We start from the raw sequence: 24,293 nt of genomic DNA, 5'->3' as shown, positions 1-24,293 counted from the left end.
ACCCTCCTATCTATTTATCTTCTTTAAAATAAAATCTTTTATTTCAATTACTTCTTCTATTCTAAACAAATAACATAAAATAAAATATACTATACTTCCAACAATAACCCCAAGTAATAAAAGTGTTAATGAACTTAATTTATTTTTTAAGTAAACTACTAACGTTATAATTATAAGGCCCATAATCAAGGAATTTATTGTTATTATTCCAATCTTCTTTACTATTTCTTTTATACTCAAACTCTTTTCTAGCTTTACTATGCTCCTGAATAACAGAATTGCTGTCACTGCCATAGCTATAACTGAAGCTAATGCAATTCCCATTATCCCCATATACTTTGATAATATTATACAAAAAATAATATTAATAATTACTCCAATGATACCATTTATTGTAGTAATCTTTGTTTTTCCCATTGTAAATAATGTTGAATTTAAAATATCTCTCATTCCAGTAAAGAATACACCAAAACCATATCCAAATAAAGCAGGGCTTGTGGCCTCCACAACTTTTGCATCAAAGGCTCCTCTTTCATATGCAAGGCTTATGATTTCCTTATTATATATTATAATCCCGATTGTTATAGGAATTAATAATATGGCTAAATATACAATAGATTTTTTAAGAATATCTACAAATCCTGCTTTATCTTCATTACTTTGCATATTTGCCATAAGTGGATACACTATACTATTAACAGAAGTAACTATAATTGTATTAATAAAAACAATTAATTTTTGGGCATATTCCAATTCTGAAACTGCTCCATCCTGATGCAAACCAAAAGCCATATATTTATCAACCAACATATTTAAAGAGTTTGCTCCAGCCCCAATAACAACTGGTATAATTAAAATTATAATTGCCTTTAATCTTTCATCTTTTAAATTTATGCAAAACTTGTACTTATATCCATGAGTAATAAGTGATGGTACTTGAACAGCTACCCTAAAAAAATTTCCTATTACATTTGCTATTGTTAATCCTAAAATATCATATTTTCTACATAACAATAAATATAATATCATAGGTAAGTTAAAAAACAAACCTAATATGGATGGAATAACAAAATCTTCATTTACTTGTAATAATGCTGTAAAGCAAGCATTTATTGATAGAAATAATATATTTAAAAGTGTTATTTTTAACAAACCTATAGCAATAGTTGCTGTTGCTTCTGAAGGCCTAAATGAATATACAATTTCCTTAGCAAAAAAACTTGATATAATAAAAATAATAATTGAAACAACCAAAAGTATACTTATTACGTTGTTTGCAAAAGCATACATTTCCGCCTTACCCTTCTTAGCTTTAATTTTACTAAGTGTTGGTAAAAAAGCTGTTGATATTGCAAGTCCAACTAAAGCAAATATTGTTTCTGGTATTGGTACAGCAATATTATACGCATCTGTATATACTCCAGCCCCAAACCCTTTTCCAATAAGTAATTCTCTAACTAAACCTAATAATCTACTAACTAAGGTTACTAACATTATTATAAAAGTAGATTTAATCAAGGTACTTTTATGTTTCATCCTATCACCATTTCCTCATCAATCAATTGTCAATGTTCAATTGGTTGATAATTCATAATTGAACATTTATTTTTCCTATTTATTTCTATGCTTTAACACTAATAATAAAAACTTAGGTATAGCTATTAATCTTTTTATTCTAAATGGTTCTTTTGCAACTCTATATAGCCATTCTAGACCTAAAGTTATCATCCATTTTGGTGCTCTTTTAAGTTCTCCAGCAAATATATCAAAGACACCTCCAACTCCCATAAATATGTGAGTATTTGTTTTATCCATGACTTTTTCAATAAAAATCTCCTGCCTTGGAGACCCCATAGCCACAAAAATTGCCCAAGGATTAGAATTACTTATCTCCTCAACAATATCATTGCAATTATTTAAATCAAAAAAACCATTATGAAAACCTGCTATTTTTAAATCTGGAAATTCCAACTTTATGTTTTCTACACATTTATTTATTATTTCTTCCTTTGCTCCTAATAAATAAATTGATTTTTTTTCTTTATTTGCTTTAATAAGTACCTCTTTAACTAAATCTATTCCTGCAATCTTTTCCTTGACTGGATCTCCAATTAATTTTGATGCTATTACGGTTCCAACTCCATCTGGAATTATTATAGAATTCTTATGTTTAAAAAAATTTGTAAGTATAGGATCATCTAAACCATTAAACAATATTTCAGGATTTCCTGATACAATATTCACTTTATCAAACGTATTTACATAATCCATTAGAGCTTTCATATCTTCTTTAAAAATTTTAAAATCAAGTATATTCGTAAACATCTTATCTCCTAAAACTATTTTACTGTTCTATTTAACATTTGATCTATTTCTATAACTATCGGGTCTTCTAGCGCCAACTTTTTAGCAATGTCCAAGTTAAGTTTCGCCTGTTCCTTATCCCCTAAGTTTATGTAACACATCACTATATTTGTGCATATTTCTACTTCTTTAGATGCTTCAAAGGCTTTTCTAAAATATTTGACTGCTTCTTCGTAATCTCCTAAGCAAGCATAATTCATTCCAAGTTCATTAACAGTTTCAAGACTTCCTGATTCAATAGAAAGACTTTGAGTTAAATAATGAATTGCTTTGTTATAATTCTCAATTCTTCTATAACCAACACCAAGATAATAATAAATTAATGGATTTTCCTTAAATTCTTCACTTAACGGAAGTAATAAATCAATTGCTTTTTTAGGCTCATCTTTTAAATATTCAACAGCTTTTTCAAAGCCACCTATATTATTGATGTCCGTTATTATCTGCTTAATTTCTGGTGTTTGCTTGCCGCCTTTATTCATATATTCATTTATTTCCACTTGCGCGCCTTTATAATCACCTTTATCTTTAAGAATTAAAGCTTTATAAAGATATGGTTCTGGAGATTTTTCAAAATTATCTTTACACTCATCTATATCTTCAAGTAGTAATTCTCCAAAACTAGAATCTTTTTCCCTAATAGTTTCTCCCACTGCTAAAAGCTTAGTTAATATTTCTTCCTCCTTTGTATACCTATATAAGCCCTTTAATAAAATATAAGCATCTTCTAGTCTATCTTTTTTTATTCTATCTGCAATAAGACTTTTCACACATTCCTCGCTATCAGGAATATATCCTAAAATTGTTCCATAATCGTCAATATACTTAACATTTTTATCTGCTCCAAAAACAATAAACATACCTTCAACAAAATAATATATTGGTAAATTATTTAGCTTAATTTCATTATTAGCATTTGCTGCAACATACTCAGCACTTATAGGCATATACAAATCATCACTTTTAAACTTTACTTCTTGTGGTATATTAAGATTTTTCTTAAACCCTTCCTTTTTCATTTCTAAAAATAATAATTTACTTAGTTTGTCTTTATATAGTGTTTTATAATTACTCATTTTCCACCCCGTTTGTTCAGTTTACAGTTTACAGTTTACAGTTTACAGTTAAGAGTCACTGCAGAAAGACATTATTTCATTACTAAAATTAATTTATATATATTGTAATTGTCAATGTTCAATTCTTAATGATCAATTAATGTTGATTTCGTTTGTAAATATTTAATTTCTGAACAATTCTTTTCGCAATATATATTTTAAATATTCTTTCAATGTTTAACTCTTAACGCATAATTGTTAACTCTTAACTGATTAAAAATGCTATCACCTATAAGATGATAGCAATTTACTTAGAGATATTAGCTTAATTTTGCATTAATTTTTTCCATTACTTTTTCTTTAAATTCTGCAATATCTTTACCTGCATTATCTAAACTATTGCTCTTTACTGCTAAATAAACCTTCATCTTTGGTTCAGTTCCTGATGGTCTTACAACAAAATATGAACCATTCTCTAAGATGTACTTTAATACATTAGACTTAGGTAAGTCAATAGTAGTTTTTGTATTATTTACTGTATCTTCCTCTGTGCTTAGTTTATAGTCTAATCTTTTAACAATTTTAATGCCATCTACTTCATTTAGTGGGTCATTTCTCATTGCTTCAATACAACTAGCTATTTTTTCTTGACCTTCTTTTCCTTTTAATTCTATAGAAACAAGATTTTCTGTGAAATATCCATACTTTTCATATAAATCAATTAATGCATCATAAAGACTCTTTCCTTGTTGTTTATAATAAAGACACATTTCACATATTAACATCGAAGCTATTACAGCATCCTTATCACGAACAAAGTTACCTGCAAGATATCCATAACTTTCTTCAAAACCAAATAAATAAGTTTTGTTTCCGGCATCTTCAAATTCTCTTATTTTTTCACCAATATATTTAAAGCCAGTTAATACATCCATAAGCTCAATATCAAAATCTTCTGCAATGCTTCTAGCACCTTCTGTTGTTACTATTGTTTTAATAACAACACCATTTTGAGGCAATTTATTAGTTTCTTTTAATGAACTTAATACATAGTGAGTTAAAAGTAACCCTGTTTGATTACCAGTTAAAACTTTGTATTCTCCTGAACTGTCTTTAACTACAACACCAATTCTGTCGCAATCTGGATCTGTACCAAATATTATATCTGGATTTTCATCTTTAGCCATATCCAAAGCTAACTTAAATACATCTGGATTTTCTGGATTAGGATACGACGCTGTTGGGAAGTTTCCATCTGGAGCTTCTTGTTCCTTGACTACTTTTACATTACTATATCCTAATTCCTTTAACACAGCTCTTACTGGAACATTCCCTGAGCCATGAATTGGAGTATAAATTACATTTAAATTATCAGCTTTTTCCTTAACTAAATCAGTTCTTATAGTTAAACCTTTAACTCTATCATAGTAAGCTCTATCAACATCTTCACCAATATATTTTAACAAGCCTTTTTCTAAAGCTTCTTTTTCATCTATACTTTTAATTTTTGAAAAATCATCTACAGCATTAACACAATTAATTATTATGTTAGCTTTTTCATCAGTAACTTGACCACCAAATTCATCATATACTTTATACCCATTATATATTTTTGGATTATGAGAAGCTGTTACTACTATACCACCAGCGCATTTTAACTCTCTAACTGTAAATGATAATACTGGAGTTGGTCTTAAACTTTCATATAGAAATACTTTCACATTATTTGCACATAAAGTTAAGGCAGCTGCTTTAGCAAATTCTTTAGACATATTTCTTGAATCATAAGCTATTGCTAGTGAAGGCTCCTTAAAATTTGCATTTAAATAATCAGCAAATCCTTGTGTAGCTTTAGCAACAGTATATATATTCATTCTGTTACTTCCAGCACCAATAATTCCTCTTAATCCACCAGTTCCAAAATCAAGGTCTTGATAAAATCTATCTTCAATTTCTTTTTCATCAGATATACTCTTTAATTCGTTTTTTGTTTCCTCATTAATAACATCAGATTCAATCCATAAATTGTATTTTTCTTTATAATTCATTTTTAATCCCCTCTCTGTTTTGTTCTCTTATATAGTATACAATATTTACCGGTGTTTAAAAATACTTTTATCGTTATAATATATAAAATTTTATCATAATGTTTTGTTAAGTTTACTTTATTATAACACTTCATAAAAGTTCAAGTGTATAAATAAATTTATTTTTTCACTTCAAAAATTATCCAAACTTTTTTTAATAAGTTACAATATTAATATAAACAAAATATTTTAACATATATCTTTTATTTACATATTAGGGGGTGAAAATTCATGGCAATAAAAAAACAAGTATATAACATATCTAAGATAGTATTGGTATCTATATTCTTAAATTTAATACAAATAATTTCTATTACATTATTTATATATTACAAATACAAGAATCCTTATATGATTGAAGGTAATTTTATTCTTAATGTTATCGCTATAAGCATAGGTGTTAATAGCATAATTACTGGCGTAATATTTTATAATCTTTTGTTTAAAAAAGGGAATAATAATTTAATCGATACATTAAATTATCTTGAAGCACTTAACAAAACATTAAGAACTCAAAGACATGATTATTTAAATCACATCCAAGTTATTTATTCATTGATGGAACTTGAAGAATATGATGAAGCACTAAAATATATAGAACCTGTTTATAAAGACATAATAAGAGTTAGTAAAGCTTTAAAGACCTCAAAACCTGCTGTAAATGCACTACTCCAAGCAAAATTACAAGTGGCTGAAAAAAATAATATAGATATGGAACTGGAAATAAAAAGTGATTTACAATATCTTAATATTGAACCTTGGGAGTTTTGTAGAATTATTGGGAATATAATAGACAATGCTATATTTTCTTTAAAAGAAAAGCCTGATAATAAATACATCCTAGTAGAATTTTCAGAAGACTTAGAAAATATTAGAATTAACATCTCAAATAATGGCAATATAATACCTAAAGATATTATAGATAAAATATATGATGCAGGTTTTACCACTAAAGGTAACAAAGGAGATGGCATGGGACTCGCTATAGTTAAAGAAATTGTAGAAAACTTTTCTGGTACAATTTCTGTTATATCGACAATTCAAAGAACTTCCTTTGAAGTAGTTATTCCTAAAAAATAATTAAGCTTGAAATTAATTTAAATTATGCTCTTCAATTTCCTCTTTAATCTATATCAAATGACATTTTAGAATTAAAAGTGTATAATTCAGAAAATTTATCTTATCATTCTTTTTTAATAGAGTTAATATAAACATATAGAAGCATAACAGTTTATTGTTAATCATACACTAAATCTGAAATGAAAGGTGGTACAAAAACATGAGCACATTTTTACCTGATATAACGCTTTTAACCTTATTATTGTTAATAATAGGCTTTGGTCTTGTATTTTTAGAAATGCACATTCCCGGCTTTGGAATTCCAGGAATTCTAGGTGCCATTTGTTTAATCTTAGCAGTCGCACTAACAGCTCAAAATTTCGCAGAAGGTTTAGTTATGACATTAGGAATCTTAGCCGTCCTCGGAATTATGCTCGGTGTAGTTCTGACTTTTTTCACTAAAGGTAAATTTTTCAAACCGTTAATATTACCAGATGTACAAAGAAAGGAACACGGATATATTAGCTCTTCTGATTTAGACTATTTACTTGGTAAAAAAGGAATTGCACTTACTGATTTAAGACCATCCGGTTCGATCGATATAGATGGAGTAAAATTTGATGTAATTTCTGATGGAGAGTATATTTCTTCTGGCACTAAGGTTGAAATATTTAAAGTTAGTGGCGTAAAGCTATTGGTGAAAAAAACTAAAGATTAATTAACTTGTCAATTTTAATCAAAATTGACCAATTACTAGTTAAAAAATATTAATTTAAAGGAGAGATTATTAATGATTAATTTAATTATTGTAGCAATAGCAGTCGTATGTTTAGTATTTTTATTTATAACATTTATACCAATAGGATTATGGATATCCTCTTTAGCAGCTAATGTCCAAGTAAGTATCTTTAACTTAATTGGTATGAGGTTGAGGAGAGTTGTACCTTCTAAAATTGTAATTCCACTTATTAAATCTACAAAAGCTGGTATGGGATTAAATGTTAATCAACTAGAAGCTCACTATCTAGCAGGTGGTAATGTTGATAATGTTGTAAATGCATTAATTGCAGCCCATAGAGCAGATATAGACTTGCAATTTGAAAAAGCAGCTGCAATTGATTTAGCTGGTAGAGATGTTTTAGAAGCTGTTAAAATGAGTGTTAATCCTAAAGTAATTGAAACTCCAAATGTTTCAGCAGTTGCAAAAGATGGTATTGAACTATTAGTTAAAGCAAGAGTTACTGTTAGAGCTAACCTTGAAAGACTAGTTGGTGGTGCTGGTGAAGCAACTATTTTAGCAAGAGTTGGTGAAGGCATAGTAACTACAGTTGGATCTTCTACTAGCCATAAAATAGTATTAGAAAATCCAGATGCTATTTCAAAAACTGTATTAAGTAAAGGCTTAGATGCTGGTACTGCCTTCGAAATTCTATCTATAGATATTGCTGATGTGGATGTAGGAAGAAATATAGGTGCACAGCTTCAAACATTACAAGCAGAAGCTGATAAGAATATAGCACAAGCTAAAGCTGAAGAAAGGAGAGCAATGGCAGTAGCTAAAGAGCATGAAATGAGAGCTGCTGTTGTAGAAGCTGAATCTGAAGTGCCTAAGGCAATGGCTTATGCTCTTAGAGAAGGAAAACTTGGAATAATGGATTATTATGACATGCAAAATGTTATTGCAGATACAAGTATGAGAAGCTCAATATCCAATGCTGGTAATAAAACTCAGATTTCTAATAATGATACTAAAAAATGAAATAAAAACTCTTCTCCTAGGAGGTTAAAAACATGAAATCTAATGAAATATTTCAGACTACCTTAACTGCTCTTAAAGATTCATTTATTACAAATGATAAAATAGGAATACGCGTTAATTTTCAATACCCTTTTGGCACTCTTCCAAAAAACGAATTTACCATTAGTACTTCCTTAAAGCCTGAAGATGATAACGGAGCATCAGATGTTAGTATTCCAGTAGGTGATAATAAAGACTATACTGAAGCTAACTCTAGCTATAATAAACAGCAATCTGCTTCTTCAAATCCACAAGGTGTTATTGATTCTATTACTCAAGAACTTACATCGGTTAAGCTTCAACAAGCTATTATCCTTTCCGAAATAGTAGGTAAACCAAGAAGTAAAACCAGAAGGCAAAGACGAAGATTTTAAATATTAGGAGAATTTTATATGAATATAAAAGTGCTTATAGTTGATGACGAACAAGGAATGAGAACCATAATAAAAAAAATATTAGATAAATCTAGTGGTTTCGAGGTTGTTGGTGACACAGATAACGGTGAAGAGGCTATAAAAATATTCAAAGAGCATCGCCCTGAAGTGGTGTTCTTTGATATTGAAATGCCTGGTTGTAATGGAATTGATTGTGCTAAAATACTAACAGATATAGATCCAAAAACTATAATCATCTTTGCTACGGCTCATCAAGAATATATGTCAGATGCTTTCCAGCTATATGCTTTCGATTATTTGGTAAAGCCCTTTAAAATAGAAAGAGTGCTTCATACTTTAGATAGAATTAAAACATTAAATAAACCAAACTATGAAGATGGAATAGATAAAATAATAAAACACGAAAAAGGCCTCGATAAGCTTATGATAAAAAATAAGGAAGGTATAAGCTTTGTAGATACAAAGGAAATAGTCTTAATTCAAAGAGAGGATAGCTCTACCGTTATATATACACAAAGTGATAGTTTCACTACTTCTATTTCTTTATCAGAAATAGAAGAAAAATTGGATCATTCTCAATTCTTTAGGAGTCACAAATCATACATTATAAATTTATCTTTAATAACAAAAATCTATCCTTACGGCAGATGGACCTATATAGTTAAACTAAAAAATACAGAAAAAGATGCTTTACTCACTCATGAAAAATATGAAGAAATAAAGAAACTTTTTAGTTTATAACTTTAATTAAAATATTAATAATTTAAAAACATTAATATTTAATAGTTTTTTCAAGCAATAATATTGCAAAATCCCCTCAACATACAAATTTTTTCCTTTTTTTCGATATTTTATTGTATTTATTAACATCTTTAGTGTAAAATAATATTGAGAATATTCAAAAAAAATCATAAGTGAGGGGATTGATATTATGGTTCAAGAGATGTTTTGTTTTCAATGTGAACAAACTGCTGGTGGTAAAGGATGTACTAAAATAGGAGTATGTGGAAAAACGCCTGAAATTGCAGCTATGCAAGATCTATTAATTTATCAATTAAAGGGATTTAGTATTTACGCTAATGAGCTTATAAAAAAGGGTGAAGTAATTGATAAAACAATAGTTTCTTTTGTCGAGGATTCATTATTTATGACATTAACTAATGTTAATTTTGACCCTGCTGCTCATTTGACAAAACTAAAAAAATCTCAAGAAATTAAAGAAGCACTAAGAAAAAAAGTTAGTACTGACAGCATAAAAGCTCCTGAAGCTTTATATGACCTAGCTGCTTCCACTGAAGCTATGCTCGAAGATGCTAAAAAAGCTGGAATCATGTATGATGAGAATTTAAATCCTGATATCCGTTCAGTTAGAGAAACTATCAAATATGGTTTAAAAGGAATTGCAGCATATTCACATCAAGCAAGATTTATAAAACATAGTAGTGATGACGTAGACAATTTTTATTTTAAAGCTTTAGCTGCTTTAACTGATAACGATTTAACTCTTGATGATTTAATTAAGTTATTAGTTGAAACTGGAGAAAAGAGCGTTAAAATCATGGAAACTCTTGACACTGCTAATAATGGTCTTTATAGTTCACCAACACCTACAAAGGTTAATGTAAACATAAAGAAAGGACCATTTATAATAGTTTCCGGACACGATTTAAAAGATTTAGATATGCTATTACAGCAAACTGAAGGAAAGGGTATAAACATTTATACTCATGGTGAAATGTTACCTTCTCATGGATATCCTGAATTAAACAAATATCTACACTTAGTAGGTAACTTTGGAAGTGCATGGCAAAATCAACAAAAAGAATTTGATAACATTCCTGGATGCATTTTAATGACTACTAATTGCTTGATGAAACCAAAAGATTCATACAAAGATAGACTTTTCTCAACAAGTGTAGTTGGCTGGGATGGAGTTAAACATATAGAAAAAGATGAAAATGGACATAAGGATTTTTCAGAAATTATAAATAAGGCTTTAGAATTAGGTGGATTCAAAGAAGATGAAGAAGTTAAAGAAATTCTTGTTGGCTTTGGACACAAAGCAACCTTAAGCCATGCTGAAACAATAATAAATGCAGTTAAAGATGGAAAGGTTAAGCATTTCTTCTTAATCGGAGGTTGTGATGGAGCTAAGCCAGGCAGAAATTATTATACTGAATTTGCTGAAAAAGTTCCAAAGGATTCTATTATTCTTACATTGGCATGTGGAAAATATCGTTTCAACAAATTAGAATTTGGCGAAGTTGCTGGACTTCCTCGTTTACTAGATGTTGGACAATGTAACGATGCCTACTCAGCAGTTAGAATTGCTTTAGCTTTGGCTGATGCATTTAATTGCGGAGTTAATGATTTACCTTTATCAATAATACTTTCTTGGTATGAACAAAAAGCTGTTGCTGACCTTTTAGCATTGCTTTCATTGGGTGTCAAAGGAATGTATCTTGGGCCAAGCCTCCCTGCATTCTTAACACCAAATGTACTACAATTCTTAATTGATAATTTTGACATAAAACCAATCAGTACTCCTGATGAAGATTTAAAACAAATATTAGACTAAAACATAAATTTATTTAAATCACATATAAAATGAGCATTAGATTTTCAAATATTCTAATGCTCATTTTCCATTTCTAACTTCTTTCAATTCTAACTTTACTTCCACCCATTCCACATTCTGCTGGTGTAATCATAAGCTTAATTGGTACTCTATTTTTTATAGCTTCTACATGACTTATTATTCCAACCTTTAATTTTTCATTATGAATCCTTTCTAATGAACTCATAACAACTTCAAGCAATTCATCATCCAAAGTTCCAAAGCCTTCATCAAGGAAAAACAATTCCAATGGTGCTGTTCCCTTTAATTGAATCTGGGCCGACAACGCAAGTGCTAAAGATAGTGATGCTATGAAAGTTTCCCCACCTGATAAAGTAGATGAATCCCTTTCTGCTCCACCATTCTTATAATCTCTAATCATAAACTTACCATTTTCATCTACTTCTAATCCATAATTTCCATGGGTAATTTCTCTCAACCTTTTAGAAGCTTCAATTGAAATATATTTCAACTTATTAATAGCTACAAATTCAACAAATTTCTTTCCTTTAAATAACTTTTCTAAATCTCCAAGTAGTGCTAATTTGTGTTCCAACTTATCCTTTTTTTCAAAAAGTTCCCTTTGCTCATTAAGTTTAATCTTTATTTTTTTTAGTTCTTCGTCAACTTTTATCTTATTTTCATTAACCGAACTAAACTCTATTTCCTTTTGTTGTTTTAATAATTTAACTTTTGTATAGTCTTCTTCATTCAACGTCTTACCATCAATCTTATTAAGTAAACTTTCAATTGTTCCCTTTACCTTTGATAAATTTTCTCTATAATCCTCTATTTTTTCCTTATACTTATTAATTTCTTCCTTTTCTATCAGATTTGCTTTTACCTCTTCTAAAGACTTAAACCCCTCACTATCTATTGCAATTTCCAATTGTGCTTCTTCATCTTTTTTTCTCTTGATTAATTCTTTATATTTGCTGCCTATATCAATAAGCCTTTCATTATTATCAGTAAATTCCTTCTGTATTCTATCTTTGTTTTTTTGAGCACCTAAGAATTCTTCATTTATATTTTTTATATTTGCTTGTACTTCACTAAGCATTTTATCTAAGTCACTTTCTTCACTGACTTTACTTTTTATGGCCAAAAGTTTTTCATCTCTATTTTTTTCGTATGCTGCTAAGTCAGCACTATATTTAACCAATAGTTCTTTTATAGAAATAACTTCATTATTTAATTTTTCTTTTCTATTTTCCAAATTTTCAATTGCTACTCTATTTTCCTTAATCTTTTTTGCTAATCTTTCTCTTTCTTTTTCAACTGCCTTAATTTCTTCATTTTTTTCAATAAAATTCGTTATTAAAGTTTCAGACTTTAACAAATTCACCTTATTATTTAATTCGTTAAACTCTTGAGTATTAACTTTAATATTTTCCTCTAATTCCTTAAGCTGTTTCATATTAGTTCTTACCACAGCTCTAAGTTCATTTATTTCTCCATTTTTAATGTTAATATTATTTTTAAGTTCATTAATAACTTTATCTAAACCTTCTTTATCCTTATTATAATTCTCCAAAGCTTTTTCCATATTTATAAATTCTTCTTGAAGCTTTTCTAAAGTTTTTTCTTTAAATTCACTTCCAAGTTTAATTATTTCACTTTCATTACTAGAAATTTTCTCATTTAAAGTAATAACCTTTGTTTGATTTTCGACAATATTATTATTAACAACTTTAATCAACTCTTCTTTTTCTTTAATTTTATTTTCTATTATGCTGATATCTGTTGCTGCAAAAACTTTTATATTTTCTTTAATATGATGAGTAGCTCCACATACTGGGCATGCTTCTCCATCTTTCAGTTCCATTCTAAGAGTATGAGCAATATTTTCTGTCATAATCTCCTTTTCTTTTGCTTTTAACTCTTCTAATTCTTGATTATTCTTTACTTCTTCAATTTGAATTTTTTCAATTTCAATATTTAATTTTACTATTTCTTTCTTTGACTCAACTATTTCATTAGTGAATTTATTATAATTTGACCATTTTTGTTCATTTTCAAGTATGAATTGCTTTAAATTTAATAAATCTTTTTGTTCTCCTGGTGGATTATTAAGTAAATATTCATATTGTTTTCCTTTTTCTTCTAATTCTTTTGTAGCTTTCTCAATTATTTCTTTTAAAGCTTTACCACTTGCGATAATATCATCATTTTCCTTCTCAATTTTATCTTTCTTTTCTGTATCCTTACTAATATTATTTTTTAAACTGCTGATTTTTTCTTCACAAAGTATCCCTTCTTGTACCTTTTCCTTGATAAGTTCATCAATTTTTATTTCATCGTATCTCTTTTCATCATCTTTGATTTCCTTATCCTTTATTTTAATTTCTTTTTCTATTCCAATAAGATCTTTCTGTCCCTTTTCCAATTTGATTTTAACTTCTTCAATATGTGTCCTTAACATATTTATTTCGGCTAATATTTTTTCTAATAACTTTTTTTCTTCAATTGCATTTTTAATTTTTTCTTCTTGTATCATTAGTTGTGGAAGTTTATTTTCCTTTTTATCTTTTATTTCATTCCATGATTTTTCTATATTTTCTTGTTCTTCTTTAATCTTTTCACTCTTTACCTTTAGGTCCTGAAATTCCACTTCATTTTTGGTAAATTCCTTTGTAGTATTTTCGTAGGCTTTTATATATGGTATAACTTTTTCTCCAGCTTCTCCTAGTCTTATTTTTTCTATATCCTTATTTATTTCTTCTTCTTTTTCCTTTAGAAGTTTTTCCTTATTCTTATATTCCAGCAATTCTAATTGTAATTTCCATAATTCTTCATTGTCTTTATAATTTTTCTCAATGTCATCTAATTCCTTTTTTAAATTCTCTAAATTAAGTATAATTAACTGTAACTCAGCTTGTTTTTCCTTTAACTTTTCATCACTTATGTCACTATAAACACTTAGCTGACCAATTAAAACACTGTTTTCTGTTCTTTCTTTACTTATTTTAGTGTTTAATTTTCTTGCTAAATTATCTCCAAATTGTTCTAAATTAAATAGCCTTTCTAACATATCCCTTCTGTCTTTACCTTCAAGTTTTAAAAACTCACTAAATTTACCTTGTGGCAATACAACCGTTCTTGTAAAATCCTCTAAATTAAGGCCTATTATTTCTTCAACTTTTTTATTTATATTCTTAACACTATCTGCTAAAACTTCTTCTGAATCAGTTATATCAACAATTTTACATTTTCCAGAATTTATATTTCCATCTTTTTTCCTTCTAAATTCTCTATCAATAATATATTTTCTAGTTTCACTCCCTGATATTTGAAATTCAAAATTGACATTCAATCTATCACAATTTGTATTTATAAAGTTAGAACTTTTTCTAGCCAAGTTTCCATATAACGCTAAAGTTATTCCATCTAAAATTGTTGATTTCCCACTACCTGTTGGTCCAAAAATGCCAAAAAAACCTCTATCAGTTAATTTATCAAAGTCTATAGTCTGCTCATCTATAAAACTGTTTAATCCTCTAATCTTCAATCTTACTGGTCTCATTTATTTCCCCTTCTTCTTCATTAATAATTGATAAAAGCAAACTTACCACATCTTCCTCTGGTGCTGTTCCTCTTTCTTTTGTATAGAAATCTATAAATATTTCTTCAAATGTTTTTTCATTTAAATTAAAATCAACTTCTTCTTCAGTTGTTCCTTTAATCTTAGGCATTATTTCTAAAATATCCTTTTTTAATTCCTTCATTTGTTTTATTTCATCTTCTCGAATATATCTATCAGTTTCTATTTCTAAATAAACAAAACACTTGCGAGCTTTATTTTTCTCACATTTAGCTATGGCATCTTCTATATCTGCACATTTCCAAATTTCTATAGGCTTATATACTTTTAAATTTAATTCTTCTATTTTACATTCTTCCTTAGCCTTAACCTCGATAATATAGCATTTTTTCTCAAAGTTAATTTCTTTCTTATTGTAATGAATTGGTGAACCACAATATCTAGCCCTTTTATTTGTCCCTGGAACTACTTGGGGCTTATGTACATGGCCTAAAGCTATATACTGAGCTTCCTTCGGAAAACAATTTCCATCAACAATATAAGTTCCTCCTAATTGAATACTTCTTTCTGAACCACTTTCCTCACTCCCCATAGCAAATAAATGCGATATCACTAAATTAATAGTATCTTCTCTATAATGACTTTTTAAGGAATCAAATAAAGAGAATATTTTTTCACTATATGATTGGGCCTTTTCCTCTTCGTCTTCCATATAATTATAAATTACCTCATTTAATCTCTTTTCACTTGGATAAGGAACTGTTAATATAACAGTCTTCTCATTATTTATCTCAATTTCAATAAACCCTTCTCCCGAGTCCAATATTTTATATTTTCCATAGTCACCACAGGGAACTACCGTTTTAGGCGTTCCAACCATAATTATTCCATGTTCTCTTGCTAGAGGTCCTGCTGCAACTAATCTGTCAGGGTTATCATGATTGCCTGCTATAACTAAAGTAAGTCTTTCTCCATTTTTAGATAATCTCTTTAACGTATCATAAAACATTTTTTCAGCTCTTGCTGGAGGATTAGAACTATCGTAAACATCTCCTGCAATCATTATTAAATCTATATTATTTTCTTCTACAATCTCAACAAAATCATTTAAAAATTCTTCCTGCTCATCCATTCTGCTTATACCTTCTAAATTTTTACCCAAATGCCAATCTCCTGTATGCAATATCCTCAAAATAAACATCCTTCCTTACTTAATAAGTTATTTCATTGCAAAATTTATTTATCTATATTATAGCCTAGTTAAATGTATTCTTTCCAATATTATTATAAATCAAAAAAAATGCTGGAAACCTAAGTTTCCAGCAATATTCTGAATTATTAAAATTATAGGAACGTAATATTAATAAATAACTTATTTAATTTTTGCTAAGAGCAGGCATAAATTAAATATAGTTGTATTAGTTTTTTGTGCAAATAATATATCTACAATGTATTAGTTATCTAATCCACGCTCCGCTGCTTCCTAATACATATCCATCAACTGTTGTATTAGCTAACATAGCACCTGACCAGTTGAAATAGTACCATGCTCCACCAATATATTGCCATCCTGTCTTCATAGCACCTTTAGTACCATCTGAAATTGGATTTAAGTAATACCATGTACCACCAATATATTGCCATCCAGTTTTCATTGCACCTCTAGTACCATCTGATGTTGGATTTAAATAGTACCATGTACCATATAAATTCAACCAGCCAGTTTGCATTACGCCAGCGCCATTAGTGTAATACCAGTTTGAGCCATCTTGAACCCATCCAATAGCCTTACTTCCATCAGCATTGTTGTATGACCAAGATCCATCACTAGCTTGTACCCATCCAACAGTTACGACTGGAGTATCTACATCTGGTTTATTATCATCTGATTTCTTTTCACCTATTATTGAATACACTTCATCATTTTGGCTCCAAGCAACCATGTCATCTTTATCATAAACAGATAATGCATCTAGAGATCCATCTACCTTATAAAGTTTATTCCAATCATCAGTTCCATCAAACTTTTTAATATATCCACCATCTATTATATAGATATTTCCATCTACATCTGTATCAAACGCTACCTTATCTAAATATTTACTATATTCTGCTTGAATTGTATTTTGGTTTTCAGAATCAGCATAGTAATATCCATTCTTATTTTTCAAAGTAGCAGCTTGAATCATAACATTATCGCCACTTAAATTTGAAGAATTATCAACTTTAAATAGAACTAATTTACCACTAATAACCCTTGCTCCTACAACAGTATTAGATTGTTTTGAATAATTATCAAAATTCAATACAAAGTTTCTGAAGCTTAGATTGTCACTTGTTGCTGCTCCACCATCATCATTTGTTAGTATATAATTAGTTACACTGTTAGCATATTTCCCGCCATTAATATCACTTGAATCTTGCTTCTTAGATATTTTTTGTATAACATCTAATGTTATATAATCAACAGTACTAGTTCCAAATGTAGCTACACCAGTTTTAGCCATTGGCTTACCATTTATATTGAAGTATCCATTTGAATCAGCTACTGAATATACATTTATTTTAGCATATCTATAAATATTATCTTTATCCTGACCTAATACTCTTGATTGAGTAATTGCTGCATAGGTATCATCATTATTTCTCAATTTATAACCATCTTTTGTATTTTCAATTGTTACAGCTGCTGATGTTGTTACTTGATTTACACCTACTATTCCAGCACTAGTTGTTGATACCTTTATTTTTCCTATATTGTAATCTGCATCAATATAATTTCCTTTTGCATCAGTAAATATAGTATAAGCATTTAGAGGTACTCCAACTGGATTGCTTGTCTTATGAGATGAATCTACTGCATACGCTGTTTCATACCAATTACCACCAAATTTATTTCCATCGATTAAAGTTAAATCTGCAATGTCATTATCTCCATAAGCACTACCTATTTTAGTATCACTATATCTATCTTCGTTTTTAATTCTCTTTCTTAATGCTGATGCTGCATCATCTTCATCATCTGAGACTATATTATCATCTAAAACTTTACCAGTTTCTAAATCTACGTTATAATCTGAACCATCGTCAACTTTTGCATATTTTGTTCCATATGCAGCCAAATCTGAACCAGAATCAATATCATCTAATTTATTATATTTTCCATCTTTATATAAGTAAACTCCATCATTATCATTTACTTCTGCATCAATTACAGCTGTTCCATTTTTATATGCTACCGCACCATATATCGTGCCATCCTTTGATTCAACTTTTTTTACATCTGCTGCATATGCCGGCACCATTGATACAACTGCCGCCGCTGCTAATACTAATGATGTTATTTTATTTGCTCTTCTTATCATAATTATCCCTCCATTTTTTTAATTATATTAACTAAAATTATTATCAAAATACTGTGTATGTGCCTTAAATCTCAAATACGTTTGATCAAACTTCCTTTTTGTTACAAAATATGATAATTTAATATATATTACCTCATATTTCTTACCCTCTCGATATATAATACAAATTCTAACATAGCTTTGGGTACCTTTTTAATATATATTTCAAATATTAATAATCATTATCAATAATATAAATTAATAATCTGAACATATATATTAATTTTATATTTAATTACCAAATAAATTCCTCTTTTATATTTAATACAATAAGAGAGTAAAAATTTCAGTACTATTTTTATTACATTCTTATTACAAATAACTATAAAAAAGAAGAAGCCTCCTTAAAAGAGCTTCTTCTTTTCTATAATCATGATAATCTCAGAAAATAATGCGAGCTACTTTTTAAGTAATTCTTCAATCTTTTCTGCAATTTTTTCTGGTTCATATGTTGGTGCAAATCTTTCAATTACATTTCCTTCTTTATCAATAAGGAATTTAGTGAAGTTCCACTTTATTTCATCTCCTTCTGTAGAAAAACCATATCCTTTCAACTTATCATAAAGTCCTTCTGATGCTTCATCTTCTGCAGCCTTTGGAGCTTGTTCTCTCAAATATTTATATAAATCACTTGCATTTTCTCCATTTACATCAATTTTTGAAAATGTCTTAAAAGTTGTTCTATACTTTAATTGACAGAAACTAACTATTTCTTCATCACTTCCTGGTGCTTGTTCTAAGAATTGATTACATGGGAAATCTAAAATTTCAAATCCATTATCTTTATACTTATCATACAATTTTTGCAAACCTTCATATTGTGGTGTAAATCCACATCCAGTAGCAGTATTAACAATTAGTAATACTTTTCCCTTATAATCCTCCATTGAAACTTCTCTTCCTCTAACTGCTTTTACTTTAAAATCATAAATCATTTTTCATTTCTCCTTTATATATAAATTTTTATTTTTTTACTTATTATCTATATTTTAATTTTAAGGCTAATTATATATGTTGCAAAAAATAATTGTTCAAAACTTAAAGATTTCTAAAGGAAATCAACATCCATTTATCATTGCAATATATACCTTTTGCCCTATAAATAAATATCTATTTTTTCTTTAATATTTTCCTTTGGGGAAAATCCAACTAATACATCCTTTTTTTCACCATTCTTAAATATGAAAATAGCAGGTATATTAGAAACTTCATATTCATTAACAATTTCTGTACAGCCATCTACATCAACTTTTATAAATTTAACTTTCCCTTCCATTTCTGTAGATAAGTCATCCAATATAGGAGCTACCATTTTACATGGTCCACACCATGTAGCAAAAAAATCTACTACTACAATCCCTTCACTTATCTCACTTTTAAATTCATTTTCTTCTACTACTTTTACCATCTTACTTCCTTCTCTCTTTATTTTTTGTTAATTTCATCTATATATGAAACAGCTGAAAGTGCTGCTATATTTCCTTCTCCTGCCGCTTTTATGTATTGATATGGTACTCCAACTATATCTCCAGCTGCAAAACACCCTTTCAAATTAGTTTTCATCTTTTTATCAACTTCAATATGGCTTCCATCCATTTTTAATCCTGGAACCAATTGCCCAGGCGCCACACTATCTCTTAAAATAAAAATTCCATCTGTCTCAAGTTCTGAGTTTTTTAGTATAAGTTTATTAGCTTTTTTATCACCAATTATTTCTAAAGGTATATCTTTAATTATTTCAACTGACTCATTAACCTCAACCTTTTCTTTATACATTGGAAGATAGTATACTTTTGAAGCAATTGTTGATAAGAAATTCACTTCTGCTTCTTCATGTTTGTTGTAAGCTATTATTGTAACAACTTTATCTTTATATAATGGAGCATCACAAGTTGCACAATATCCTACTCCTTTACCCAAGAATTCTTCTTCACCTTTAAATGGTTTCCCAAAATTAACTCCAGTGGCTAATATTATAGAAGTTGCTTCATACATTTTTTCATTTACCATTAGTGCAAAATAATCACCCATAGCATAAATATTGTTTATCTTTTCTTCTTTTATACTTATATCCATGAAATCTAAATGCTTAACAAATTCATTCCTTATTTCTGCTCCACTTTTACCATAGAAACCTAGATAATTATTTATTTTTTCTGCCTTAGTCAATTTAGCACTTAATTCATTAGTTCCAAAAATAATAAACTTTTTCTTTCTAATTTTTGCATTTAATGCAGCTGACAACCCTGCTGGTCCGCTTCCAACTATCGCCAAATCATATCTTTCACTCACAAAATATCCCTCCAACAAATTCAATTGTTTTATTAAATTAAATCTATAATAATTTTTCTATATCACTTTTTATTTTCTCAGGTGTAGTTATAGGTGCATATCTTTTTATAACATTTCCTTCTTTATCTATTAAGAATTTAGTAAAATTCCATTTAATTTCACTTCCAAAAGTTCCTTTTGCATTTTCCTTTAAAAATTTATATATTGGATGTGCATTTTGGCCATTTACATCTATTTTCTCAAACATCGTAAAAGTTACACCATAATTTATTAAGCAAAATTCACTAATTTCTTTGTTTGTTCCTGGGTCTTGATTAGCAAATTGATTGCATGGGAATCCAAGTATTTCAAAATTTTTATCTTTATACTCTTTATATAAATTTTCAAGCCCTTCTAATTGTGGGGTTAACCCACATTTACTTGCTGTATTTACTATCAAAAGAACTTTCCCTTTGTACTCATCCATCTTTATTTCTTTTCCACTTACCTTATTAGCAGTAAAATCATAAAAATTCATACCTTATTCCTCTCTTCTATTTTAATTTAGCATTTTATAGTTTTGTAAAATTTAATTTTACTCAATCATTTATTTTAATTAAATGTTCTTAAAATCATTTAATTATCAAATATTTTAAGAACATCATTTAATCTATTTTTAAGTTCTAATGCATCTGCTCCACTCATTTGTAACTTACAAAACATATTTTGAGGAACTTCAAGTATATCATCTTTAAGTTTTCTTCCTTCCTCAGTCAGTTCAACTACAACAACTCTATCATCTTCTTTTGTTCTATACTTTATTATTAAATTCGTAGACTCTAACTTTTTTAATACTGGAGTAAGTGTTCCCGAGTCTAAATGAAGCTTTTTCCCTAGATTCTTAAATGTTATTTTTTCATCTTCCCACATAACAAGCATAGTAACATATTGCGTATAGGTAAGATTAAATTTATCGAGAAACGGTTTATATAATTTTATTATTTCCCTTGATAGTGCGTAAATTGGGAAACATAATTGATTTTCTAATTTTATGCTATTATATTTATCCATACTCACTCCCCCTTTCAATTTTTACAAATTTAATTGAGTCAAATTAATTATATTTAAAATTAATTGTTTTGTCAACCATATAATATAATTTTTTATAAAAATATTTTCTATTAATATTATCATTTTTTTACTTTACAGGTATTACATTTATAAATATTTTATGTTATTATACAAATAATAGTTATCCTTTGATAAGTATTATTGATTCAAAGAATTATTTATTTAAATACAATAAAAGGAGGAGTTTATATGATTAAACCTTTATTCTTAGCTCATGGTTCACCTATGATGGCAATTGAAAAAAGTGTATATACAAAGTTTCTAAACAGTCTTGGACATTCTATTAATCCAAAAGCTATAGTTGTCTTTACTTCTCATTGGACTACCGAAAAAATCACTATTTCTTCCATTGATTCTATATATGACACTATGTATGATTTTTACGGATTTCCAAAAGAGTTATATCAAATTAAATATCCTGCTAAAGGTTCTAGTTCACTTGCCTTGACTATTCAGAATAAGTTAATAGCTTTCGGAATTCAAGCAAAGCTAGATTCAGCAAGAGGATTAGATCACGGTACTTGGACAGTTTTGCAACATCTTTATCCTAATGCTGATATACCTGTTATCCAAGTTTCAATAAACTATACGTTATCTGTTGAGGAGCAAATTAGAATTGGCGCTACTCTCAAAGACCTTAGTCAAGAAGATATTTTAATTATTGGCAGTGGAAATACTGTACACAATTTAAGACTTGTAAACTGGGATAGTTCAGATACTGACTCATGGGCGCAAGAATTTGATGATTGGTTAATTAATAAAATTGAAACTAAAGATTTTAAAGCTCTTTATGATTACAGAAATTCAGCACCTCACGCCAATTTAGCAGCCCCAACCCAAGATCATCTTGTACCATTATTTATAACTTTAGGTAGCAGTCCTAATCTGTCTCCTAAAATTATTTATAGGGACTATCAATTAGGAAATTTAAGTTATCTTTGCTATGAATTTTAAAGATCAAATTTCATTTTAATTGCAAATACTAATATCAACTTTAATTAAAAAGAAAAGCTCAACTATTTTTTAGTTAAGCTTTTCTTTTATGTAATTTATTATGATTTCATTTTATATTGTTTACTAATAAATTAAATTTACCTTTTTTCACGACTTTCTATCATTTTAGGCATTAATACTGATAAAGCTAAAGCTACTATACATATAACTACAAATATTATAAAAAGTACGTGAAGTGAACTATTCAAAGAAAGACTAATCTGTTCACTTGTTAAAATAGCATTTCCTGAAGAAGCTTTATATAAATCACTTGGTTCTACTCCATTTATCCCCAATTTAACAAAGTATTTAACTATATATAAATTAAATATACTCCCAAAAATACTTACGCCTATTGTTTGCCCCAATGTTCTAAGTAGTGAATTAGTAGCCATTGCTACTCCTCTTTGATTAAACTCTACAGACTCTTGTACTATTATAGTTAATGTAGTGAAGGCACCTCCAAATCCAAAGCCCATTATAAATACATATACTAACACTATTACTAATGAAGATTTTACATCCAATGCAATAAGTAAAACGGTACTAATAAATAGAATTATATTTGACATTACTATTACAGCTTTCCCACCATGCCTCATTATCATTTTTCCTAAAAATACTGAAGCAATAAGCCATGATGCTGACATTGGAGCCAAAGCTAATCCCGATATCTTAGGACTAAATCCAAGTACGTTTTGTATATATATCGGCATATATACATTAGCGCCTATTAAAATAGTTGAATCTAAAAGGCTTACTAAATTAACAATTGTACTCGATTTTGTAAAAATATCAAAAGGAACAATTGGTTCCTCTGCTTTTTCTTCTATTTTATAAAATAACATTAATAAAACTATTGTTGTTACCAATGATATTACTATGAATTTATTTGAAGTAGTATTTGTGTTTTCAGTTGACATAAAAATATTAAGAAAAACAAGCATTGCAGCTGATAAAGTTATTATTCCTGCAAAATCTATTTTGTGTTTTTTCTTTTCAAAAGATTCATTTAAATTTCTTTGAATTAATATCACAGATACTATTCCAAAGGGAATGTTGATAAAGAATATCCAATGCCAAGATAGTATATCTATTAGAATTCCACCTATAAATGGACCTGCAAGACTCGCTATTCCCCAAACTGCACTTATTATCCCTTGAATTTTAGGCCTTTCTTCTATTGTAAACACATCTCCAATAATTGTATAGGTTACAGTAAATATCGCCCCTGCACCAATTCCCTGAATTGCACGACATATGATTAGCATATACATATTTTGTGATAATCCACATAAAAAACTACCTATTAGAAATATTATTATTCCAATTGAAAGTATATTTTTTCTTCCATATAAATCTGATAATTTTCCATATATAGGTGTTGAAATTGCAGAAGTTAATAAGTATACTGAGAAAACTGAACTAATAATTTCAAATCCTTGTAACTCCTTAACGATTGTTGGAATAGCAGTTGTAACAACAGTTCCCTCAATTGCTCCTAAAAACATTGCAACCAATAATGCTATCATTATGTTTATTTTTCTAGAATCCATTCCTCATATCACGTCCTTTTAA

At 28.5% G+C, this 24,293-nt stretch carries 20 protein-coding genes; 7 read left to right on the top strand and 13 right to left on the bottom strand.

Annotated elements, in window-relative coordinates; all coding sequences use genetic code 11:
- Positions 1 to 6 precede the first annotated feature (6 nt).
- From murJ to L3B98_RS01450, 4 genes are all read right to left on the bottom strand, one after another.
- Entirely contained in the window at positions 7 to 1,536 is a 1,530-nt protein-coding gene (gene murJ / locus L3B98_RS01465; protein WP_238915297.1) for a murein biosynthesis integral membrane protein MurJ, read from the bottom strand.
- A 75-nt stretch (positions 1,537 to 1,611) separates the two neighbouring features.
- The gene (locus tag L3B98_RS01460; RefSeq protein ID WP_238915295.1) at positions 1,612 to 2,325 is read right to left on the bottom strand and encodes a WecB/TagA/CpsF family glycosyltransferase; all 714 of its coding nucleotides are present in this window, start codon (positions 2,323 to 2,325) and stop codon (positions 1,612 to 1,614) included.
- A gap of 14 nt (positions 2,326 to 2,339) precedes the next feature.
- Positions 2,340 to 3,440: a tetratricopeptide repeat protein gene (locus L3B98_RS01455; protein ID WP_238915294.1), complete on the bottom strand. Its 1,101-nt coding sequence runs from the start codon at positions 3,438 to 3,440 to the stop codon at positions 2,340 to 2,342.
- Between the two features lie 299 nt (positions 3,441 to 3,739).
- Positions 3,740 to 5,467, bottom strand: coding sequence for a phospho-sugar mutase (locus tag L3B98_RS01450; RefSeq protein ID WP_238915293.1), 1,728 nt, complete (start codon positions 5,465 to 5,467; stop codon positions 3,740 to 3,742).
- A gap of 270 nt (positions 5,468 to 5,737) precedes the next feature.
- On the opposite strand from L3B98_RS01450, the gene L3B98_RS01445 reads away from it, so the two are divergent.
- The 6 genes from L3B98_RS01445 (at position 5,738) to hcp (ending at position 11,336) form a co-directional block, all read left to right on the top strand.
- A complete protein-coding gene (locus tag L3B98_RS01445) occupies positions 5,738 to 6,586 on the top strand; it encodes a Spo0B domain-containing protein (RefSeq protein ID WP_238915291.1) in 849 nt (282 codons plus the stop codon).
- A gap of 199 nt (positions 6,587 to 6,785) precedes the next feature.
- On the top strand, positions 6,786 to 7,283 hold the full coding sequence (locus L3B98_RS01440; RefSeq protein WP_077360919.1) for an NfeD family protein: 498 nt from the start codon (positions 6,786 to 6,788) through the stop codon (positions 7,281 to 7,283).
- A gap of 48 nt (positions 7,284 to 7,331) precedes the next feature.
- Positions 7,332 to 8,324: a flotillin-like protein FloA gene (gene floA / locus L3B98_RS01435; RefSeq protein WP_335620441.1), complete on the top strand. Its 993-nt coding sequence runs from the start codon at positions 7,332 to 7,334 to the stop codon at positions 8,322 to 8,324.
- 32 nt (positions 8,325 to 8,356) lie between these two features.
- On the top strand, positions 8,357 to 8,737 hold the full coding sequence (locus L3B98_RS01430; RefSeq protein ID WP_077360915.1) for a hypothetical protein: 381 nt from the start codon (positions 8,357 to 8,359) through the stop codon (positions 8,735 to 8,737).
- A gap of 18 nt (positions 8,738 to 8,755) precedes the next feature.
- The gene (locus L3B98_RS01425; RefSeq protein WP_015391164.1) at positions 8,756 to 9,499 is read left to right on the top strand and encodes a LytTR family DNA-binding domain-containing protein; all 744 of its coding nucleotides are present in this window, start codon (positions 8,756 to 8,758) and stop codon (positions 9,497 to 9,499) included.
- A 190-nt stretch (positions 9,500 to 9,689) separates the two neighbouring features.
- Positions 9,690 to 11,336 carry a hydroxylamine reductase gene (hcp, locus tag L3B98_RS01420; protein WP_238915287.1) on the top strand — a complete coding sequence of 549 codons (1,647 nt, stop codon included), beginning with the start codon at positions 9,690 to 9,692 and terminating at the stop codon, positions 11,334 to 11,336.
- Positions 11,337 to 11,409: 73 nt separating this feature from the next.
- Here the strand turns inward: hcp and L3B98_RS01415 are convergent, their stop codons facing one another.
- The 8 genes from L3B98_RS01415 to L3B98_RS01380 form a co-directional block, all read right to left on the bottom strand.
- Positions 11,410 to 14,898, bottom strand: a complete 3,489-nt coding sequence (locus L3B98_RS01415; RefSeq protein WP_238915286.1) for an AAA family ATPase — start codon at positions 14,896 to 14,898, stop codon at positions 11,410 to 11,412.
- On the bottom strand, positions 14,873 to 16,108 hold the full coding sequence (locus L3B98_RS01410; protein WP_238915284.1) for an exonuclease SbcCD subunit D: 1,236 nt from the start codon (positions 16,106 to 16,108) through the stop codon (positions 14,873 to 14,875). The genes L3B98_RS01415 and L3B98_RS01410 overlap by 26 nt, the downstream gene beginning before the upstream one ends.
- 265 nt (positions 16,109 to 16,373) lie before the next feature.
- Positions 16,374 to 18,281, bottom strand: coding sequence for an N-acetylmuramoyl-L-alanine amidase family protein (locus L3B98_RS01405; protein WP_077360907.1), 1,908 nt, complete (start codon positions 18,279 to 18,281; stop codon positions 16,374 to 16,376).
- 437 nt (positions 18,282 to 18,718) lie between these two features.
- On the bottom strand, positions 18,719 to 19,255 hold the full coding sequence (locus L3B98_RS01400; RefSeq protein WP_238915282.1) for a glutathione peroxidase: 537 nt from the start codon (positions 19,253 to 19,255) through the stop codon (positions 18,719 to 18,721).
- Positions 19,256 to 19,416: 161 nt separating this feature from the next.
- The gene (trxA, locus tag L3B98_RS01395; RefSeq protein WP_238915280.1) at positions 19,417 to 19,728 is read right to left on the bottom strand and encodes a thioredoxin; all 312 of its coding nucleotides are present in this window, start codon (positions 19,726 to 19,728) and stop codon (positions 19,417 to 19,419) included.
- 17 nt (positions 19,729 to 19,745) lie between these two features.
- Positions 19,746 to 20,612: an NAD(P)/FAD-dependent oxidoreductase gene (locus L3B98_RS01390; protein WP_238915279.1), complete on the bottom strand. Its 867-nt coding sequence runs from the start codon at positions 20,610 to 20,612 to the stop codon at positions 19,746 to 19,748.
- Between the two features lie 43 nt (positions 20,613 to 20,655).
- A complete protein-coding gene (locus tag L3B98_RS01385) occupies positions 20,656 to 21,129 on the bottom strand; it encodes a glutathione peroxidase (protein WP_238915278.1) in 474 nt (157 codons plus the stop codon).
- A 98-nt stretch (positions 21,130 to 21,227) separates the two neighbouring features.
- A complete protein-coding gene (locus L3B98_RS01380) occupies positions 21,228 to 21,662 on the bottom strand; it encodes a MarR family transcriptional regulator (RefSeq protein WP_238915275.1) in 435 nt (144 codons plus the stop codon).
- A gap of 249 nt (positions 21,663 to 21,911) precedes the next feature.
- Here L3B98_RS01380 and L3B98_RS01375 point away from each other — a divergent pair, with 249 nt between their 5' ends.
- Positions 21,912 to 22,676: a class III extradiol ring-cleavage dioxygenase gene (locus L3B98_RS01375; protein WP_238915639.1), complete on the top strand. Its 765-nt coding sequence runs from the start codon at positions 21,912 to 21,914 to the stop codon at positions 22,674 to 22,676.
- Positions 22,677 to 22,813: 137 nt separating this feature from the next.
- On the opposite strand, the gene L3B98_RS01370 is transcribed toward L3B98_RS01375, so the two are convergent.
- Complete coding sequence (locus tag L3B98_RS01370) at positions 22,814 to 24,271, bottom strand: MDR family MFS transporter (protein ID WP_238915273.1); 1,458 nt, start codon at positions 24,269 to 24,271, stop codon at positions 22,814 to 22,816.
- Positions 24,272 to 24,293 lie beyond the last annotated feature (22 nt).

This window comes from Clostridium sp. YIM B02555 (assembly GCF_022320955.1).
Lineage (GTDB): Bacteria > Bacillota > Clostridia > Clostridiales > Clostridiaceae > Clostridium > Clostridium saccharoperbutylacetonicum.
The sequence above is the reverse complement of the archived record's forward strand: the minus strand, read 5'-3'. Positions and strand labels throughout refer to the sequence as shown.

Excerpts from the sequence above, each read along its gene's own strand:
- murJ (WP_238915297.1), bottom strand. The coding sequence starts at position 1,536 with ATGAAACATAAAAGTACCTTGATTAAATCTACTTTTATAATAATGTTA.
- L3B98_RS01460 (WP_238915295.1), bottom strand. The coding sequence starts at position 2,325 with ATGTTTACGAATATACTTGATTTTAAAATTTTTAAAGAAGATATGAAA.
- L3B98_RS01455 (WP_238915294.1), bottom strand. The coding sequence starts at position 3,440 with ATGAGTAATTATAAAACACTATATAAAGACAAACTAAGTAAATTATTA.
- L3B98_RS01450 (WP_238915293.1), bottom strand. The coding sequence starts at position 5,467 with ATGAATTATAAAGAAAAATACAATTTATGGATTGAATCTGATGTTATT.
- L3B98_RS01445 (WP_238915291.1), top strand. The coding sequence starts at position 5,738 with ATGGCAATAAAAAAACAAGTATATAACATATCTAAGATAGTATTGGTA.
- L3B98_RS01440 (WP_077360919.1), top strand. The coding sequence starts at position 6,786 with ATGAGCACATTTTTACCTGATATAACGCTTTTAACCTTATTATTGTTA.
- L3B98_RS01430 (WP_077360915.1), top strand. The coding sequence starts at position 8,357 with ATGAAATCTAATGAAATATTTCAGACTACCTTAACTGCTCTTAAAGAT.
- L3B98_RS01425 (WP_015391164.1), top strand. The coding sequence starts at position 8,756 with ATGAATATAAAAGTGCTTATAGTTGATGACGAACAAGGAATGAGAACC.
- hcp (WP_238915287.1), top strand. The coding sequence starts at position 9,690 with ATGGTTCAAGAGATGTTTTGTTTTCAATGTGAACAAACTGCTGGTGGT.
- L3B98_RS01415 (WP_238915286.1), bottom strand. The coding sequence starts at position 14,898 with ATGAGACCAGTAAGATTGAAGATTAGAGGATTAAACAGTTTTATAGAT.
- L3B98_RS01405 (WP_077360907.1), bottom strand. The coding sequence starts at position 18,281 with ATGATAAGAAGAGCAAATAAAATAACATCATTAGTATTAGCAGCGGCG.
- L3B98_RS01400 (WP_238915282.1), bottom strand. The coding sequence starts at position 19,255 with ATGATTTATGATTTTAAAGTAAAAGCAGTTAGAGGAAGAGAAGTTTCA.
- trxA (WP_238915280.1), bottom strand. The coding sequence starts at position 19,728 with ATGGTAAAAGTAGTAGAAGAAAATGAATTTAAAAGTGAGATAAGTGAA.
- L3B98_RS01385 (WP_238915278.1), bottom strand. The coding sequence starts at position 21,129 with ATGAATTTTTATGATTTTACTGCTAATAAGGTAAGTGGAAAAGAAATA.
- L3B98_RS01380 (WP_238915275.1), bottom strand. The coding sequence starts at position 21,662 with ATGGATAAATATAATAGCATAAAATTAGAAAATCAATTATGTTTCCCA.
- L3B98_RS01375 (WP_238915639.1), top strand. The coding sequence starts at position 21,912 with ATGATTAAACCTTTATTCTTAGCTCATGGTTCACCTATGATGGCAATT.
- L3B98_RS01370 (WP_238915273.1), bottom strand. The coding sequence starts at position 24,271 with ATGGATTCTAGAAAAATAAACATAATGATAGCATTATTGGTTGCAATG.